A 17,026-nucleotide genomic window follows, 5' to 3' on the forward strand; every position below is an offset into this window, starting at 1 on the left:
TTTGATGACTTTTGGATACCTTGACATTTATGACAGTGAATAAAGGCGAGAAAAAAAGCTTATGGGTGCGCTCATTTGATATAAGCCAAGATAAATTGAAGCAAATCACTCAGTTTTGGTCGCTACAAACACTGACTGACCTGCCTGATCGCCTGAGAAACTTGTGGCAACAGTTGATCGGTTCTTATTGGTTTATCCCAACGGCTTGTGTGCTCGCAGGCCTATTGCTTGCACCTTTATTATTGACTGTCGATCAGTACTTTGATCGGGACGCGGTGAGAGAGATTACTTTTGCATTTACTGGTAACGATGACGCCGCCCGCGCTATCATGACCTCAATTGCAGGCGCTGTCTTAGGCGTGGCAGGCACCACTTTTTCGATTACCATCGCGGTGTTATCGATGGCCTCCTCGCAGTTTGGTCCACGATTATTACGCAATTTTTTGACCGATACGCCAAACCAATTTGTATTGGGCGCTTTTATCGGCACCTTTAGTTACAGCTTGCTTGTGCTAAAATCTATTCATAAGTATGACGTGGATTTTGGCGTACCCCAATTAGCAGTGACTTTTGCTATTGTCATGGCCATTATCTGTGCCCTTTTACTGGTCTACTTTGTGCAGCACATGGTACACGCCATCCAAGCATCCCATGTCATTCAAGGAGCCAGTAACGAGGCGATTAAAAACATTCACTATTGGTATAGCGCTCATTGTGATATTCAGCATCAGCGCGATATTGAGCATCACGATGTTGAGACGTTCCGTACGTGGACTGCTATGCCTATTTATCCACCAAGCTCAGGCTATGTCCAACAGATTTATTTTGAGTCACTTATCACCCTGACACAAGAGTATGGCGGTGTGGTGCAGATTCATATCAATGTGGGCGATTATGTCACTGACCAAAACGTGATCGGTTATTTTTATCAACGCCCAGCAGACCATCCAAGCAACCAACGAAAAACCGTAACGCCGCATTTGGCCGTCGTACCGCGTGCGCCTGATGGCGATTTTTGGCAGCGCTTTGCCAGCTGTATACGGCTTGAACAACGACTGTCACACTCCAACGACATCTCTTATAGCTTAAGTCAAATGACTGAAATTGCCATTCGAGCGTTGTCGCCTGGTATCAATGACCCAAAAACAGCGATCAATTGCATACAGTCATTGACAAGTTGTTTGAGTATTATGATGCGTTATCAGCCACCAAGCCCCTATTACTTTTATATCCCAAAGCAGGCGCAAAATACGGAGAAGTCCGAGTCTAAACCTGTCGTCAAAGCACAACGAGTTGCTCTATTGGCTTTGGTCACTCATACTCCCGCCATATCAGATTTTATCAACCTATCGCTTGGTGAAATACGTCGGTATGCATCGACCGATCTGATGGTACTAAAAGCCTTGTGTCAGGCCATGGTCAATCTCAACTATTCTAGTGTCAATCCGGCACAGCAACAAACCCTGTTACATGAGTTAAATTTGATCAAGCGAGCTGGAGAAGAGAATTTGGGTTACCAAGAATTGATCAATGACTTGGTCGATATGTGCAAACAAGCAGAGCAGTTCATTATTGGTGAAGCAGCACAGCATCAGCACTTTAGCTATGTCAGTGAGTTTTCTGCCCATATTCGGCAAGCGCTACAAACCTCATTGAGGTCTTAACATGGTTGGTACAGGCGGGACTTATGCATCATACATCCTCTCCTGCCTCCTTTTTTAAGACCCAATTTTTTAAGACCCAATTTTTTAAGACCTAATGTTTTAAAATCCAACGTTTTAAAATCCGAAGTTATTTTATATTTATACGAGACCGTCTTTATGGCATCTGCAACCAGCTTAAGCATACTTGAAATCAGCGCTATATTTTTATCGATTACCGCTTTATTGACCTATATCAATCATCGCTTTATCGGTCTACCGACCACGATTGGGGTGATGGTTATTTCTATCTTATTGTCTATCGGTGCGATATTTTTAGGCTTTTTAGGGTTTGATCAGCTTATTGATTACGAAGTCAGTTTGTTAGAGCAGCTTGACTTTACTGAGGTCCTGTTGGATGGCATGCTTTCTATGCTGTTATTTGCTGGGGCGTTGCATGTCAATATTGCAGATTTAAAACGTTATAAATTACCTATCGGTATTCTTGCCGGACTTGGCACCATCGTATCAGCCCTGCTCATTGCCACGGCCATTTATTTGATGTTGCCATTGTTCGGTTTTGGCTTGTCCTTTATTTGGTGCCTGCTCTTTGGCGCGTTAATATCTCCTACCGATCCTATCGCGGTGATGGGCATTCTCTCCTCGGCAGGCGCGCCCAAAAGTGTCGAAACTGTTATCGCAGGCGAATCCTTATTTAACGATGGTATCGGCGTGGTCATCTTTGTCTTACTACTTGGAATTTTATCCAGTGGTGATATTCCAACGGTCAATTACGTGGCTCATACGCTTGCCGTTGAAGCCGGCGGTGGTATCATTTTCGGCTTGGTGCTCGGGGCCATTTTGTATTACTTATTAAAAAGCATCGACAGCTATCAAGAAGAAGTGCTCCTAACGCTAGCGGGCGTCATCGGTGGCTATGCCTTGGCCAGTCATTGGCATTTGTCAGGACCACTTGCGATGGTCATGGTGGGACTGATGGTTGGCAATCGCGGGCGAGAGCTGGCGATGAGTGATCAGACGCGCCACTATATTGACTTGTTTTGGGAATTGGTTGATGAGATTTTAAACGCTATTTTGTTTGTACTGATTGGCTTAGAAGTGGTAATGATTGCCTATTCTGGCAACCTATTTATCGCGAGCGGTTTGACCATTGTTATTGCTCTACTAGCGCGCTTCATCGTTGTCGGTCTGACCACCAAAACCTTTCATCGTCAGCTTGATTTACCAACAGGCGCATGGAAGGTGCTAACGTGGGGCGGATTGCGTGGCGGTATTTCCGTCGCCCTAGTGTTGCAGCTGCCTATAGGGCCAGAGCGCGATATTTTATTGGCACTTACTTACGCGGTGGTCATCTTCTCTATCTTGGTACAAGGATTAAGCGTTGGTAAGGTAGCAAAAAGCATTCGCACCGATAAAAGCTCAGCAACAACGTAGCTTAAAAAGCGCTTATAAAAAAGCCAGCCTAGAAAATCATCTCTAGACTGGCTTTTTTATGGTCTTAAAAGGTCTGAGTAATATCTTACAACAATCCTTTTTGCTTCATATTGCGATAAACCACCACCACAATTAAAATATTCAAGACCAAAATACCCAGCTTGAACCAATCAAAGGGACTGGCGATCAGATAATAAACCTCAAGAGGAATGAACACCACATAACCGAGTACCCCAAACCAATAAGCCCACGTTTTGTCTTGCCATAAGCCGTAAGCTTCAAGAAAACGTAAAGCGGCATAAGCCACAATCAGTAATAAAAACATGGGCCAGTTTTTGCTAGCCTGCTGCGCAAGTTGTACCGCACTGTCTACTTGCGGTGCCAACAGCTCACCAAATCTTTGTTGCCAAAAGATTTGCACCATGGTCAGCCAATGATCAAGATTGGTATGCCACGACCATAATGCCCCTGCCCCGACTAGCGCTCCAACCCCTTTGACCACCTCATAGATTGCCACCGCCTTGATGGATTCACTAGCCGTACTACGCGCGTGCTCATTCTGTCTACGTAGATTGGCGCCTTGATCGTCCGAAGATGACAGCAAACCGTCATCCTGCCTTGGTAAATTAACCAAAGAACGTCTCCACGACACGGCCTGTTAGTTTCTGATCAAAAAATGGCGTGTTCTTACCATTAGAGAGCATTGATTGCGCCGTCACTTGCCATTGCATATTAGGATCGACCAATACAGCGCCCCCAATACCTTCGTATTGCTCGCTGATGCCTGCAATCTTAGCGGGGTTTAAGCAGATTTTATCGACCAATTGTTCTAAGGTAAGTACATCATCGTGTACTAACTGACACGCCAGCGCCATAAAGGTATCAAAGTTTGATATACCGGGTGTGCTTTCTGCAAACGGTGCTTTTTTGGCGGTGCTGTTTAGCGGTTCATGATGACTACAGATTGCGTCAATGGTACCATCTTTTAGTCCGCGGCGAATCGCTTGCTGATCAGTATTACTACGCAGTGGTGGCAATACATAAGCTTGTGCATTAAACCCTTCTAAATTGTCGTCCGTCAGATAAAGTTGATGCATGGCCACATCGCACGTCACAGGTAAGCCTTTGTCTTTTGCCCAGCGCATAAGCTCGATGGAGGACTTACAAGACAATTGGCTAAAATGCGCGGCAATCCCCGTCTCCTCAACCATCAATAGCTGGGTCGATAAAGCAACGGTTTCAGCAATCCATGGAATGCCTTGTAAACCATGATAAGACGCAATATAACCTTCATGTGCCACTCCATCACCCGACAAACTTGGCTCGTCTGGATAGAAAAATACTTTCATGCCAAAGGTTGCCGCGTACTCCAATGTCCGCAGCAATACTAGGTCATTACGAAAAGGTCTGCGCGCGTTAGAGACCGCAATACAGCCGCCTTTTTTTAATCCCGCGATATTGGAGGGACGCTCACCTTCTAAGCCCGCCGTCAGTGCTCCCAAAATATGTAAGTGAATGCCGCCATCATCAAGCGCACGCTCACGCAAACCTTTGAGTAACGAACCATTTTCTAAGATAGGATTGGTGTCCGGCGGAATCACCACATGTAAAAAACCATTGCCACGCGCCGCTCGCCCTTCTGACTCCAATGTGCCGTGTTGCTGCTGGCCAGGCTCACGCAGGCGCGCGCACAAATCAACCAGTGGCGGTAATAGCCACATTTCATGTTCAGCTTCAAGTGCTGCCAGTTTGTCTATTGCCGCGCTTGGCAGGTTATTTTTAATAATTTTAGGAAGATGATCTCGTATCGGTGCATCAGTGTTAAGCATAGTAGACATGAGCGTTATTACCGTATCAATAAAATGAAATATATAAGAATAAAATGCTGATTAAGCGATCAATGACCAGCCGCCTGATGCGCGCGTTGGCCTTCCATCGCAAGCGACAATACTGCCATACGAATGGCAATACCATTATTCACCTGCTTTAAGATCACAGATTGTGCGCCATCAGCCACACTTGAGGCAATCTCAACGCCGCGATTCATCGGTCCTGGATGCATGACCAACGCATCGGGCTTGGCGAGAGCCACACGCTCAGGCGTAATACCATAATGCTTGTAATATTCACTCGACGAGGCGAGCAGTGGCGAGCCGATACGCTCATTTTGAATGCGTAAACCCATGATGACATCACAGTCCGTCACGCATTCATTCATGTTTTCATACACCGTGACTCCGTAACGCTCAATCCCTTTAGGCAATAACGTCAACGGCGCGCAGACTCGGATATCTTTGACTCCCAACGTCTGCAATGCACTGATATCAGAGCGGGCAACGCGTGAATGCTTGATATCGCCGACGATAGCCACCGACAGCTCTTCAAACGGACGCGGCGCCTCTCGATGGATGGTCAGCATATCGAGCATGCCTTGGGTTGGATGCGCATGCCAGCCATCCCCGCCATTAATAATAGCGATATCAGGCGTGACTTCTGTTGCCATAAAATGCGCCGCTCCCGATGATGAATGCCGTACCACAAAGATATCGGCGGTCATCGCTTGCAAGTTCCACAGCGTATCGCGTAGGCTCTCGCCTTTTTTGGTACTAGAGCGTTCGATATCGATATTGAGCACATTGGCGCCCAGACGCTTTTCGGCCACCTCAAAGGTAGTACGTGTGCGCGTTGATGGCTCAAAGAACAAATTCATGACCGTATAGCCTTCAAGCTCAGGACGGTTAATCAGCTGTCCTTTATCATCAAAAAATGTCTCTGCTTTTGCAATGATCGCTTGTAGCTGGGTTTTACTCAAACCCTCGACACCTAAGAAATGGCGAATGCTGCCATCCGTATTTAACTGCGGGCGACTTAATGAGGTATTGAGCTTTTGATGAATGGTATTGGTATCGAAGGTGGCATCATCAGTCGACAAAGCCGTATGTATTGAGGTGCTATCGAGGGATTTTGACATAAGGGCGAGTCTTTATTATGGGTTTGTATGGCTCTATAGTAATCATTTATTCATCTTTGTTCGAGCATTTATCGTTGATATGCACAGATACGGGGACATTTTGGCGCTTATTTGCTACAATTTGTCCTAATAAAACCAGCGCCATAGACGATTGAATCCGTCCTTTGAGGCCTCTTATAAAAAATCAACGTATCCACACCATTAATGAATAATCACAGATATAGTGTAGCTGATTTTTTGGTCAGTACAAAGTTGTCTGATTGGCTATTTGCCATTTACCATTTGCCATTTGCACCATATAACTATTTAAGACCATCGTGCTTTTTCTTTACTACTGATTATTTTGACTTTGTCTATATTTTACTCTCACCGCCATTCACTAGGAAGCCTTATGACGACCTTAGCAAACTATCTAAACGACCACGCCACCAACCCTGCCCTTAATGATATGATTACCACAGTGACTGATGTTGGCAAGACCATCTCGCAATTACTCAGAAAAGGCGCTCTCGCAGATATCCTAGGGGAAGCCGGCAATCAAAATGTCCAAGGTGAAGATCAGAAAAAACTGGACGTATTGGCCAATGATTTATTGTTAGACGCGTTGGCAAAAAATGCACATTGTGCTGGTGTTGCTTCAGAAGAATTGGATGATGGGACGCCTGCCAATGCTGATGGCAGTCTGCTGGTCTTGTTTGATCCACTTGATGGCTCTTCAAATATTGACATCAATATGGCGGTTGGCACTATCTTCTCTGTCCTACCGTACGAGCGTCAAGGTCAAATAAGTGAAAATAGTGATTATTTGCAGGCAGGCAATAAACAGCTGGCAGCTGGTTACTTGTTATATGGCACCTCTACTGTACTGGCATTGACGATAACTGATAACGTCGTCATGTTTAGTTTAGATCCAGACACAGGTGACTATGTGCTTATCGAGGACAAGGTACAAATCGCAGCGGATACTAGCGAATACGCGATCAATGCTTCAAACTATCGCTATTGGCGCGCTCCCATGCAGCAGTATATCGATGAGTTGATCGCAGGTGAGACAGGTGTACGTGGTCGTGACTTTAACACGCGCTGGGTGGCAGCGATGGTAGGTGATGTGCATCGTATCTTATGCCGCGGTGGTCTGTTCACTTATCCATTTGATACCAAATACGCCAATAAAGCGGGTAAGCTGCGTTTAATGTATGAAGCCAATCCAATGAGCTTACTGATTGAACGCGCTGGCGGCGGTGCCACTGATGCTGTCAATCGCATTCTAGACATCGAACCCAACGATATTCATCAACGCGTGCCTGTGGTGCTTGGCAGTAAGAACGAAGTCAATTATGTTAAAGACTTGCATGTGAATTATACTGAAAAATAATTGATTATAACGCCAAAGGATAACAGCCAGTATAAGGTCCATATGACATTATACTGGTCATATAAATTATCCTTACCCTACTCTCCTTACCCTCTTCTCACTTCTAAGCGATCCACTATGGTCTCAAATCCCACTGAGCTGATTACCTCAGATAAGAATACAACGATCAAGCTGGTAAAAGCCCTGTTGACGCAAGCCCGCCAGCGCAAAAAGCACGGTCAAACCGTCATAGAAGGCGTTCATCTTATTGACGCGGCGCTTCGTAGTGACTACCCGTTTGTCCAAATACTGTTGTCTGAGTCCGAACATACCCATCCTGAGGTACAACAAGTATTGACGCGTCTACCAACTTATACGCCTATTTTAACGTTGTCAGATACGCTTTATGAAAGCATTCGAAGCTTAGGGACAGGCATCGATATCATGGCCATTATTAAAGTACCTGCACCCAGCTTATCAATGATCAAAGACGATTGCTTAATTTTAAATGATGTTCAAGACAGTGGTAACGTAGGAACACTATTACGCACAGCCGCCGCAGTTGGTATCTCCCATATTCTTTGTACCAGTGCCACCGCGCAAGCGTGGTCACCAAAGACCTTACGAGCTGGCATGGGCGCACAGTTTGCATTAACGATTTATGAGGGACTGAGTGTTCAAGATATTTTAGACAATGTAAAAACGCCGTTACTGGCTACCAGCTCTCACACCGACACCGTCATCTATCAGCATGATTTAAGCGCGCCTATTGCGTGGGTTATGGGTCATGAAGGTCAAGGCGTTTGTGAAGAGTTAATGCAATGTGCCACGCCCATCGCACTGCCGCAGCCAAATGGACAAGAGAGCCTAAATGTTGCGATCGCAGGATCGCTTTGTTTATACGAAACCTTAAGACAAAGACAGTACGCTTAGTTTAGTTTAACTTCGACCTAACGCCTATCGCATAAAAAAACCCACTATCAATAAATAGTGGGTTTTTATTAAGTGCGTATCAATAAGCAACAATTGACCAATTAGATTTTGCTAGTCAACTCAGGCAATGCTTCAAACAAATCAGCTTCTAAAAAGTAATCTGCAACGCTTGCAATTGGAGACTCTGGGTCATTGTTAATCGCAACGATCACTTTAGAGTCTTTCATACCTGCCAAATGCTGAATGGCGCCTGAAATACCAGCAGCGATATAAAGCTGCGGCGCGACGATTTTACCCGTTTGACCGACCTGCATATCGTTTGGTACATAGCCTGCATCAACAGCTGCACGTGAGGCACCAACAGCTGCACCCAGTTTATCTGCCAAAGGCTCGATGTATTTTGTAAAGTTTTCGCCATTTGCCAATGCACGACCACCAGAAACCACAATGCCTGCTGAAGTCAATTCTGGACGGTCAGATTTGGCCATCTCTTCATTAACAAAGCTTGCTTTACCCGTCTCTTGCACATTGTCAATCGTTTCAACAGTGGCTGAACCGCCTTCGCTTGCCACTGGATCAAAAGCAGTAGTACGAATGGTCAATACCACTTTGTCTTCAGACGTTTTAACAGTTGCCGTTGCGTTGCCTGCATAGATAGGACGCTCAAACGTTTGCGCATCTACAACAGCAGAAACTTCTGACAACATGCTCACGTCAAGTAATGCGGCCACACGTGGCAGGAAGTTCTTACCAGTGGTAGTAGCAGGAGCAATAATATGGCTATAATCACCAGCGATATCAGCAACCAATAGGGCAATATTACCTGCCAATTGATGCTCATAAGCGGCATTGTCTGCTAACAATACTTTCGTGACGCCTTCCGCTTTTGCCGCTTCGTCAGCGACTGCTTGACTGCCACTGCCAGCAACCAATACATGGATATCATCACCGATTTGCTTAGCAGCGGCGATCGTATTTAAAGTTGCCTTTTTTAGACTGGCATTGTCATGTTCTGCATATACCAAAATTGCCATGGTTTTAATCCTTTATTTTTGTGTCATCTATTCATTCGGTTATTTGTGGGCAACGTTATTAATATCTTAGCCTTTTATAAAGACCAATTAGACCTTTTAACCTTGCACAACATAGGCTACCTTGAAGTATTAGATTACTTTTGCTTCATTTCTTAGCTTATCAACCAATTCGTCAACTGAACCCACTGTAATACCAGCTTTGCGCTCAGCAGGTGGCACAACTTTTGTGATCTCTTGTTTAGAGGTCATATCCACACCAAAATCAGCTGGCGTTTTTTCATCAAGTGGCTTTTTCTTTGCTTTCATGATGTTAGGCAATTTTGCATAACGTGGCTCATTCAAACGCAAGTCAGTTGTGATAACGGCTGGTAGATCAAGCGCAACGGTCTGCAAACCGCCGTCGATTTCGCGCGTTACGTTTACTTTATCGCCTTCAACTTTGACTTCCGACGCAAAGGTACCCTGACCGATGCCCATCAATGCAGCCAACATCTGACCCGTTTGATTGTTGTCATCATCAATGGCTTGCTTACCCAATAAGATGATATCTGTGCTTTCGCTTTCAGCGATGTTTTTAAGGATTTTAGCCACTTGTAATGGATACGGTTTTTCATCAGTAACCACTAGTACACCGCGATCGGCGCCCAATGCTAGGGCAGCACGAATCTGCTCTTGCGACTCTTTTGGTCCAATTGAAGCTACGATGACTTCATCAATAACACCCGCTTCCTTTAAGCGAACGGCTTCTTCAACTGCAATCTCATCAAATGGGTTGATTGACATTTTAGTGTTCGATAGATCAACGCCAGAGTTATCAGCTTTTACACGAACTTTTACGTTATAATCAATGACACGCTTGACCGCTACTAATGCTTTCATACGTTCCTCGTTTATTAATGTTATGAATTAAAATTATCAGTTAAGAACCACAAGGTCCTTTTTGTTCAAACTGTCGTTCAAAATTGTACTCAAGGTTGTTATGACTCAGCAGAGAATGGAGTAAGACAAACTGACGCGGTAACGCATACTGGTCCTCTTCTCGCTATTAATAATCCTGCCAAAGCTAAGCCAACCGTTATTATCAGACCTATGTATCTTGCGTGAGCATGGACGTAAGGTCAAGACAACGCCGTGAATAATGCGTCATAAATTTGTCACTATTCCATAAAAAATAGTTTATAAGCAAACGATTTTGCAACTTGTTCCAACTTAAATTCTAAATTGTATGTATAGTAAGCTCACTATAAAAAAGAGTCAGCGTGACTGGGATGAATTTTCGCCGCCTCTGTCAGTAACGCCGCAGTTGGCAAGAAAAATTAGTACTAGTCACGCATTATAATGTTGTGTATCGATTTTATTGAGTATCGACTATACCTTTATAGCATTGCCAAGATTGGATTTATTTAAAGTTTTGTTATTGTTTTATCATTTCAAAAGTTATCACTTTAAAATATGCAAATACAAAACTGGCATTATAAAATTTTGTCAAAAAGTACTGTCGTCAGACTTAATCAGCAACTCACTATCGCGTATGTCTTTGAACAAAGTCCAATCAGGCGTGGTATCATTATTTTTAATCACACTCATATCACCTGTCGTTTCCATAATCACAGCAAATATTTCACTTTTGGACTTGATACCGTTCTTACGCAATACTTCCTGAACATCACTGGTGCTTAGATTGGCTTCTTTTAGATTGTCTTCAAAGTATTCGCCATGCGCCATTAATATGATGGCTTGATTATCAATCAAAGCTTTTAACGGTTTTATTTTACGTCTAATAACCGAAATAATACCTTGAATAATAAACAATACAGCAACCGCGAATAAACCTTGTAGCAAGGATGGCTTATCAGATAATATCGTTGAGGCAAGTATGCTACCGATGGCAACCGTCATGGCAAAATCATGACTTGAAAGCTTAGAAAAACTGCGTAATCCCATCAACCGTGTATACAGCATAAGTCCTATGTAAAACCCTAATGCCGATAAAGTGATACCCAGCACTTGCTGCCAATCCAATGATAACCAAGTCCCCCAGTCCATAATATACCCCTTTTTATTGCCTATTTATTGCATCAATATTTTTGTTATCTTACAGCATCTATTGTCCCACAGCGTTTATGGTCAATAACCTTTCTCTTGCAATTTCACACAAAAACTCATATAAAAAAAGCCTATAAAAAAAGCAACCTGATAAGAGGTTGCTCTTTTTTAAAGTCGAAACAGTATTTTTATTTTTTTAACAAACAGAGTAATCAATGTCTATTGATAATCTAACTGTCATCAAACTTACTGAAAATCAGCTCGTTTAATAAGTAGTCAAATTAGATAGCTTCGATTTGCTCAGCTTGTGGGCCTTTTTTGCCATCACCTAAGATGAACGACACTTTTTGGCCTTCGGCTAGCGTTTTGAAACCATTACCTTGGATAGCGCTGTAATGAGCGAATACATCTTGTCCGCCATTGTCTTGAGCGATAAAACCAAAACCTTTAGCTTCATTAAACCACTTTACAGTGCCTTCAACTTTATCTGACATAAATTTTCCTAACTCTTAACTGTTGGTGCGACTTGTGTCGTCACCGATTAATTGATATATACTCAAATCGTCTTCTGCTCGGTTCGATGATTAAAATCTTCAAACTGCCTTAAAATAACGTAAGGTTTTTACCTAAAATCTTTCGAGTACATCCTGATTATAACAGCTTTTAATAAGCGCAACCGTTTAAATTGATGATTTTTGTAAATAATTATAGTTAACTCAAAATGACCAAAGCAGTCATTAAGTATATCTGTAAGATATTGATATAAAGTTATATTTCTTAATATATAATATATTTCCAATATAGAAAAACATTTAATCTTATAGCAAATAAAAGGTAGTCCCTGCTATTCAGTAATAATCTAAAAACATTTTAATTCAGAACGGGCAGCCATGGAGCGCTCAATACTAATAGACAAAGCGCAAAAAATATCAATGAAAATGACTGACTATAGGCAATATATTTAGCAGGTATGGTCAGGTCTTTAGGAGAGTCAGGAATGCCTTTACGTTTCAATAATCGAGTTCCGTAGACCCAGCCAAACGTCGTATAAATACCATAAGCAGCTGGTACAGCGATGGCCAATGGCGTCAGATCTATGATATATAGCATGGCGACAGAAACAAAAAACCAGGCTGTATCCAAAAGTGAGCTGATTTGAAAAAACTTCGATTTTGGCAGTTTGCCATCTGTTTTTTTGAGCATCTCTCCTTCTATCCAAATTAACACTGCTATCACGGCGCTAAGAGTCACATATACGAATTGCGGCGTTAGCCAGTTAGGATAAGATATTTGCACAACATACAACCTGTAATCTATGGAAAATAAGAATGAAGAAACGTCTTTGCTAACTAATTGTTTAAAGGTTAATGGCTCAAAGGCTCAAAGGCTCAAAGGCTCAAAGGCTCAAAGGCTCAAAGGCTAATGATTTAAAAGCAATTGGTTCAAAAGCCAATAGTTTAAAAGCAACGATTATCGCCTAATCGAATGAGCCATCAACAAATACAATGACGCTTGTCTATATTAGGCAGCGATGACTGGTTTTCAACCCGTCTCAATAAACCATTTTACAATCCGTCAACTTCAGATAAACCCCATCAGACAAACACCATTGGGCCGCCGTTATTAGACAGCTGGTATCAACAACCCTTATTAAGCAATGGTCAGACAGCCTCTATAAAAAAACCCACACTATTGATGAATAGCGTGGGTTTTTATGACTAATCAAATCTTACATCGTAAAACATTGGCTTAGTTTTTGTCTTTATCGATGATCTTGTTGCCACCGATCCAAGGCATCATACCGCGTAGCTTGGCACCAGTCGTCTCAATTTGATGCTCAGCGTTGTTACGGCGACGAGCAGTCATTGATGGGTAGTTGGTTGCCCCTTCAGAGATGAACATTTTTGCATATTCACCAGACTGGATGCGTTTTAGGGCATTGCGCATGGCTTCACGTGATTGCTCATTGATCACTTCAGGACCAGTCACATACTCGCCGTATTCAGCGTTGTTACTGATTGAATAGTTCATGTCAGCGATACCGCCTTCATACATCAAATCAACGATCAACTTCAGCTCATGCAAGCACTCAAAGTATGCCATCTCTGGTGCGTAGCCTGCTTCTGTTAGTGTCTCAAAACCCATTTTTACAAGCTCTACCGCGCCGCCGCAAAGTACGGCTTGCTCACCGAATAAGTCAGTTTCAGTCTCGTCTTTGAACGTGGTTTCAATAATACCTGAACGACCACCGCCTACGCCCGCCGCGTAAGATAGGGCCACTTGTTTGGCTTGACCTGACGCATCTTGATAGATAGCGATAAGATCAGGGATGCCGCCGCCTTTAGTGAATTCAGAACGAACCGTATGGCCTGGTGCTTTAGGTGCAACCATGATGACATCAAGATCGCCACGGGGAACCACTTGATTGTAATGGATCGCAAAACCATGAGCGAAAGCCAATGTCGCGCCTTCTTTAATATTTGGCTCAATCACATCACTATACAGCTGTTTTTGGAACTCATCAGGCGTCAAAATCATAACCACGTCAGCCGCTTTTACTGCTTCTTCTACTTCAGCAACTTTCAAGCCAGCGTTTTCAGCCTTTTTCCATGAGCTTGAGCCTGCGCGTAGACCAACTGTCACGTCAACATCTGAATCTTGTAGGTTAAGGGCGTGGGCATGGCCTTGTGAACCGTAGCCAATAATTGCCACTTTTTTGCCTTGGATAATCGATAAGTCACAATCTTTGTCATAAAATACGTTCATAAATAGAGTCCTTTTCCTCAATCATGGCGTGCCATGGATAAATGAGCGCTTAGTCTATCGTCATTTTAAAAAATGGCTGGCGATATAAGCGCTGTGTTAAATTCTGAATGAATAAGTTTAAAATAGAGTATTGAAAATACAATCAATGCACATTATAGGCTCAGTGTTTTTTCGCCGCGTGCAATACCAATCACCCCTGAGCGTACCACTTCCATGATACGGTCACGGCCAAGCACATCGATAAAGCCATCGAGCTTGGCCTTATCACCGACGATTTGAATCGTATATAGATTGGCATTGACGTCAACAATTTGGGCGCGAAAAATATCTGCGCTACGTTTGATCTCTTCACGCACACTACCGGTTGCGCGTACTTTAATAAGCATCAACTCTCGTTCCACATGCACGTTATCTGTCAGATTTTGCACTTTCACCACTTCAATCAGCTTATGCAATTGCTTGGTAATTTGCTCAATTCTTTCAGGTGACGTAATAGTGGTAAGCGTCAGGCGCGAAATACTTGGATCATCAGTAGGTGCGACGTTAAGCGTCTCAATATTATAACCACGTTGTGAGAATAAGCCCACCAACCGCGACAACGAACCCGCTTCATTTTCCATCAATACCGAAATAAGATGTTGTTGCATTAGGTGCGCTCCCCTTTTGTTAACCACATATCACGCATGGCTTGTCCAGCTATTTGCATTGGATACACATGCTCATTACGATCGACATAAACGTCGATAAATACCAATCTGTCTTTTATGGCCATGGCTTCAGCTAGCTGCGCTTCCATAGTCGCAGGATCGGTAATCTTGATACCAACATGGCCGTAGCTTTCCGCCAATTTCACAAAATCTGGTAAGGAATTCATATAAGACTGCGCGTGACGACCTTCATACAGCATGTCTTGCCACTGCTTAACCATACCCAATTGCGCATTGTTTAGATTTAAAATCTTGACAGGCAAATTATATTGCAGGCAAGTAGAAAGCTCTTGGATGTTCATCTGAATAGAACCTTCACCCGTAATACACACCACATCACGCTCAGGATTGACAAGTTTCGCGGCCATTGCGTATGGCAAGCCAACACCCATCGTTCCAAGTCCACCTGAATTCAACCATTGGCGCGGTTCATCATACGTGTAGTAAAGCGCAGCAAACATCTGATGTTGACCCACGTCACTGGTAATAATAGCTTTACCGTCAGTGATTTTGCACAATGCTTGGACAACGCTTTGCGGCTTGATGCCATCATCCGTGCTGGTGTCATAGCGTAGACCATGACGCTTACGCCACTCATTAATCTGTGACCACCAGTCTAGTAAGGCATGTTGCTCAAGCGCCTTATCGTCGCCAATAATATCGAGCATATCAGTCAATACGGATTTTACATCGCCAACAATAGGAATATGAGCCAAAATTGTTTTAGAAATCGAGGCCGGATCGATATCGATATGAATAATCGTCGCATTCGGACAGAATTTTTTGACGTTGTTGGTCACGCGGTCATCGAAACGAGCACCCACCGCCAAGATAACGTCAGCATGATGCATGGTCATGTTGGCTTCATAAGTCCCGTGCATACCCAGCATACCTAAGAACTGACTGTCAGAACCAGGAAAGGTACCAAGACCCATTAGCGTGTTGGTCACTGGTAGATTGAGACGATGGGCAAGCTCAGTCAGCTCCTCGTGAGCCTTACTCCAGATCACACCGCCACCTGCATAAATAACCGGACGCTGCGCCGCTAACAAGGTTTCAACCGCTTTTTTGATTTGACCGCTATGGCCTTTTAAAGAAGGTTGATACGAGCGGATGAAAACATCTTTTGGATATTCATACTCAAATTTTTCGTTAGGCGCTGTCATGTCTTTTGGCACATCGATCACAACTGGGCCTGGACGACCTGATTGAGCAATATAGAAGGCTTTTTTGACGATGCTTGGAATTTCGCTAGCATGGCGTACTTGGAAGCTATGCTTGACGATAGGACGTGAGACACCCACCATATCCGTTTCTTGAAAAGCATCTTCGCCAATCAAGCTACTTGGTACCTGCCCTGCTATGACAACCATTGGTACTGAGTCCATATAGGCAGTCGCAATCGCTGTTACCGTGTTGGTCGCGCCAGGGCCTGAGGTTGCTAGTACGACACCTGTGTTTCCGGTCACTCTTGAATAAGCATCTGCCATATGACCAGCTGCTTGCTCATGACGTACCAAAATATGTTCAATGTTTTCTTGTTTGAACAAGGCATCATAGATATGCAGCACAGCACCGCCTGGGTAACCAAAAATATATTCGACACCCTCATCCGTCAGCGATTGCACCAAGATCTCAGCGCCAGACAACTTTACAGGCTGTCCGTTATGCTCAGCTAGAAGATGTTGCTTTTTTTCAAAGTTTTTGGCAGCATCAGCCGTTTGGGTATGTCCAGTCATGTTTGGACTTTGCGTGGTTTGCGTCACTGTCGTCACCTTTTTTTGTGGCAAAAAATTGCGTTATTTTATTGAAGAAAACAACTAGGTTTGCACACTATTGCTCATTTTATAAAAATGAATGCCAATCCTCGTTTATCACAAGAATTCGTGCTCGCTGTATTCCAGCAATATTTATAGGATCAGTTTTGTGACGGACGTTTATCGATATACGGTGACAAGATGCGGGCGCATCTATAAAAGAGGCTTATTATTAATGCTTGCTATGCATCAGATATTAGTCAAAACTTGCATAAATTGATGGACGCGAATGCCCTAACCTATTTAAAGTAGACCACGCTCATGGTCAACACTTTTCATAACCGATATCGCGCTGTAAAACCA

General features: G+C 43.5%; 15 protein-coding genes. 4 read left to right on the forward strand and 11 right to left on the reverse strand.

The window, feature by feature from the left end:
* Positions 1 to 29 precede the first annotated feature (29 nt).
* Together AAJP47_RS12145 and AAJP47_RS12150 are read left to right on the forward strand one after the other, a co-directional pair.
* A complete protein-coding gene (locus AAJP47_RS12145) occupies positions 30 to 1,664 on the forward strand; it encodes a DUF2254 domain-containing protein (RefSeq protein WP_346718184.1) in 1,635 nt (544 codons plus the stop codon).
* 156 nt (positions 1,665 to 1,820) lie between these two features.
* Positions 1,821 to 3,095 (forward strand): cation:proton antiporter, encoded by a 1,275-nt coding sequence (locus tag AAJP47_RS12150; RefSeq protein ID WP_346718185.1) that lies wholly within the window; start codon positions 1,821 to 1,823, stop codon positions 3,093 to 3,095.
* A gap of 85 nt (positions 3,096 to 3,180) precedes the next feature.
* Here AAJP47_RS12150 and AAJP47_RS12155 read toward each other — a convergent pair whose 3' ends face one another.
* The 3 genes from AAJP47_RS12155 to AAJP47_RS12165 are packed head-to-tail and all read right to left on the reverse strand — an operon-like array spanning position 3,181 to position 6,066.
* Positions 3,181 to 3,729, reverse strand: coding sequence for a DUF2127 domain-containing protein (locus tag AAJP47_RS12155; RefSeq protein WP_346718186.1), 549 nt, complete (start codon positions 3,727 to 3,729; stop codon positions 3,181 to 3,183).
* Positions 3,722 to 4,933, reverse strand: coding sequence for a dihydroorotase (locus AAJP47_RS12160; RefSeq protein WP_497198729.1), 1,212 nt, complete (start codon positions 4,931 to 4,933; stop codon positions 3,722 to 3,724). The genes AAJP47_RS12155 and AAJP47_RS12160 overlap by 8 nt, the downstream gene beginning before the upstream one ends.
* A gap of 59 nt (positions 4,934 to 4,992) precedes the next feature.
* Positions 4,993 to 6,066, reverse strand: a complete 1,074-nt coding sequence (locus AAJP47_RS12165; RefSeq protein WP_346718187.1) for an aspartate carbamoyltransferase catalytic subunit — start codon at positions 6,064 to 6,066, stop codon at positions 4,993 to 4,995.
* Positions 6,067 to 6,457: 391 nt separating this feature from the next.
* Here AAJP47_RS12165 and AAJP47_RS12170 point away from each other — a divergent pair, with 391 nt between their 5' ends.
* Positions 6,458 to 7,441, forward strand: coding sequence for a class 1 fructose-bisphosphatase (locus AAJP47_RS12170; RefSeq protein ID WP_346718188.1), 984 nt, complete (start codon positions 6,458 to 6,460; stop codon positions 7,439 to 7,441).
* 117 nt (positions 7,442 to 7,558) lie between these two features.
* Complete coding sequence (locus AAJP47_RS12175) at positions 7,559 to 8,353, forward strand: TrmH family RNA methyltransferase (protein ID WP_346718189.1); 795 nt, start codon at positions 7,559 to 7,561, stop codon at positions 8,351 to 8,353.
* Between the two features lie 101 nt (positions 8,354 to 8,454).
* Here AAJP47_RS12175 and AAJP47_RS12180 read toward each other — a convergent pair whose 3' ends face one another.
* From AAJP47_RS12180 to AAJP47_RS12215, 8 genes are all read right to left on the reverse strand, one after another.
* The gene (locus AAJP47_RS12180) at positions 8,455 to 9,387 is read right to left on the reverse strand and encodes an electron transfer flavoprotein subunit alpha/FixB family protein (RefSeq protein ID WP_346718190.1); all 933 of its coding nucleotides are present in this window, start codon (positions 9,385 to 9,387) and stop codon (positions 8,455 to 8,457) included.
* 129 nt (positions 9,388 to 9,516) lie between these two features.
* Positions 9,517 to 10,266 carry an electron transfer flavoprotein subunit beta/FixA family protein gene (locus AAJP47_RS12185; protein ID WP_346718191.1) on the reverse strand — a complete coding sequence of 250 codons (750 nt, stop codon included), beginning with the start codon at positions 10,264 to 10,266 and terminating at the stop codon, positions 9,517 to 9,519.
* Between the two features lie 606 nt (positions 10,267 to 10,872).
* Positions 10,873 to 11,433, reverse strand: a complete 561-nt coding sequence (locus AAJP47_RS12190) for a DUF421 domain-containing protein (RefSeq protein ID WP_346718192.1) — start codon at positions 11,431 to 11,433, stop codon at positions 10,873 to 10,875.
* A 281-nt stretch (positions 11,434 to 11,714) separates the two neighbouring features.
* Positions 11,715 to 11,927: a cold-shock protein gene (locus tag AAJP47_RS12195; RefSeq protein ID WP_057758834.1), complete on the reverse strand. Its 213-nt coding sequence runs from the start codon at positions 11,925 to 11,927 to the stop codon at positions 11,715 to 11,717.
* A gap of 376 nt (positions 11,928 to 12,303) precedes the next feature.
* Complete coding sequence (locus tag AAJP47_RS12200; protein WP_346718193.1) at positions 12,304 to 12,729, reverse strand: hypothetical protein; 426 nt, start codon at positions 12,727 to 12,729, stop codon at positions 12,304 to 12,306.
* Between the two features lie 453 nt (positions 12,730 to 13,182).
* Entirely contained in the window at positions 13,183 to 14,199 is a 1,017-nt protein-coding gene (gene ilvC, locus AAJP47_RS12205; RefSeq protein ID WP_346718194.1) for a ketol-acid reductoisomerase, read from the reverse strand.
* A 152-nt stretch (positions 14,200 to 14,351) separates the two neighbouring features.
* Positions 14,352 to 14,846 (reverse strand): acetolactate synthase small subunit, encoded by a 495-nt coding sequence (gene ilvN / locus AAJP47_RS12210; protein ID WP_346718195.1) that lies wholly within the window; start codon positions 14,844 to 14,846, stop codon positions 14,352 to 14,354.
* On the reverse strand, positions 14,846 to 16,645 hold the full coding sequence (locus tag AAJP47_RS12215; RefSeq protein ID WP_346718305.1) for an acetolactate synthase 3 large subunit: 1,800 nt from the start codon (positions 16,643 to 16,645) through the stop codon (positions 14,846 to 14,848). The genes ilvN and AAJP47_RS12215 overlap by 1 nt, the downstream gene beginning before the upstream one ends.
* Between the last annotated feature and the right edge of the window lie 381 nt (positions 16,646 to 17,026).

The sequence above is a fragment of the Psychrobacter halotolerans genome (assembly GCF_039680845.1).
Lineage (GTDB): Bacteria > Pseudomonadota > Gammaproteobacteria > Pseudomonadales > Moraxellaceae > Psychrobacter.

Excerpts from the sequence above, each read along its gene's own strand:
- AAJP47_RS12215 (WP_346718305.1), bottom strand. The coding sequence starts at position 16,645 with ATGACTGGACATACCCAAACGGCTGATGCTGCCAAAAACTTTGAAAAA.
- ilvC (WP_346718194.1), bottom strand. The coding sequence starts at position 14,199 with ATGAACGTATTTTATGACAAAGATTGTGACTTATCGATTATCCAAGGC.
- AAJP47_RS12145 (WP_346718184.1), top strand. The coding sequence starts at position 30 with ATGACAGTGAATAAAGGCGAGAAAAAAAGCTTATGGGTGCGCTCATTT.
- AAJP47_RS12170 (WP_346718188.1), top strand. The coding sequence starts at position 6,458 with ATGACGACCTTAGCAAACTATCTAAACGACCACGCCACCAACCCTGCC.
- AAJP47_RS12175 (WP_346718189.1), top strand. The coding sequence starts at position 7,559 with ATGGTCTCAAATCCCACTGAGCTGATTACCTCAGATAAGAATACAACG.
- AAJP47_RS12195 (WP_057758834.1), bottom strand. The coding sequence starts at position 11,927 with ATGTCAGATAAAGTTGAAGGCACTGTAAAGTGGTTTAATGAAGCTAAA.
- ilvN (WP_346718195.1), bottom strand. The coding sequence starts at position 14,846 with ATGCAACAACATCTTATTTCGGTATTGATGGAAAATGAAGCGGGTTCG.
- AAJP47_RS12165 (WP_346718187.1), bottom strand. The coding sequence starts at position 6,066 with ATGTCAAAATCCCTCGATAGCACCTCAATACATACGGCTTTGTCGACT.
- AAJP47_RS12160 (WP_497198729.1), bottom strand. The coding sequence starts at position 4,933 with ATGTCTACTATGCTTAACACTGATGCACCGATACGAGATCATCTTCCT.
- AAJP47_RS12185 (WP_346718191.1), bottom strand. The coding sequence starts at position 10,266 with ATGAAAGCATTAGTAGCGGTCAAGCGTGTCATTGATTATAACGTAAAA.
- AAJP47_RS12190 (WP_346718192.1), bottom strand. The coding sequence starts at position 11,433 with ATGGACTGGGGGACTTGGTTATCATTGGATTGGCAGCAAGTGCTGGGT.
- AAJP47_RS12150 (WP_346718185.1), top strand. The coding sequence starts at position 1,821 with ATGGCATCTGCAACCAGCTTAAGCATACTTGAAATCAGCGCTATATTT.
- AAJP47_RS12180 (WP_346718190.1), bottom strand. The coding sequence starts at position 9,387 with ATGGCAATTTTGGTATATGCAGAACATGACAATGCCAGTCTAAAAAAG.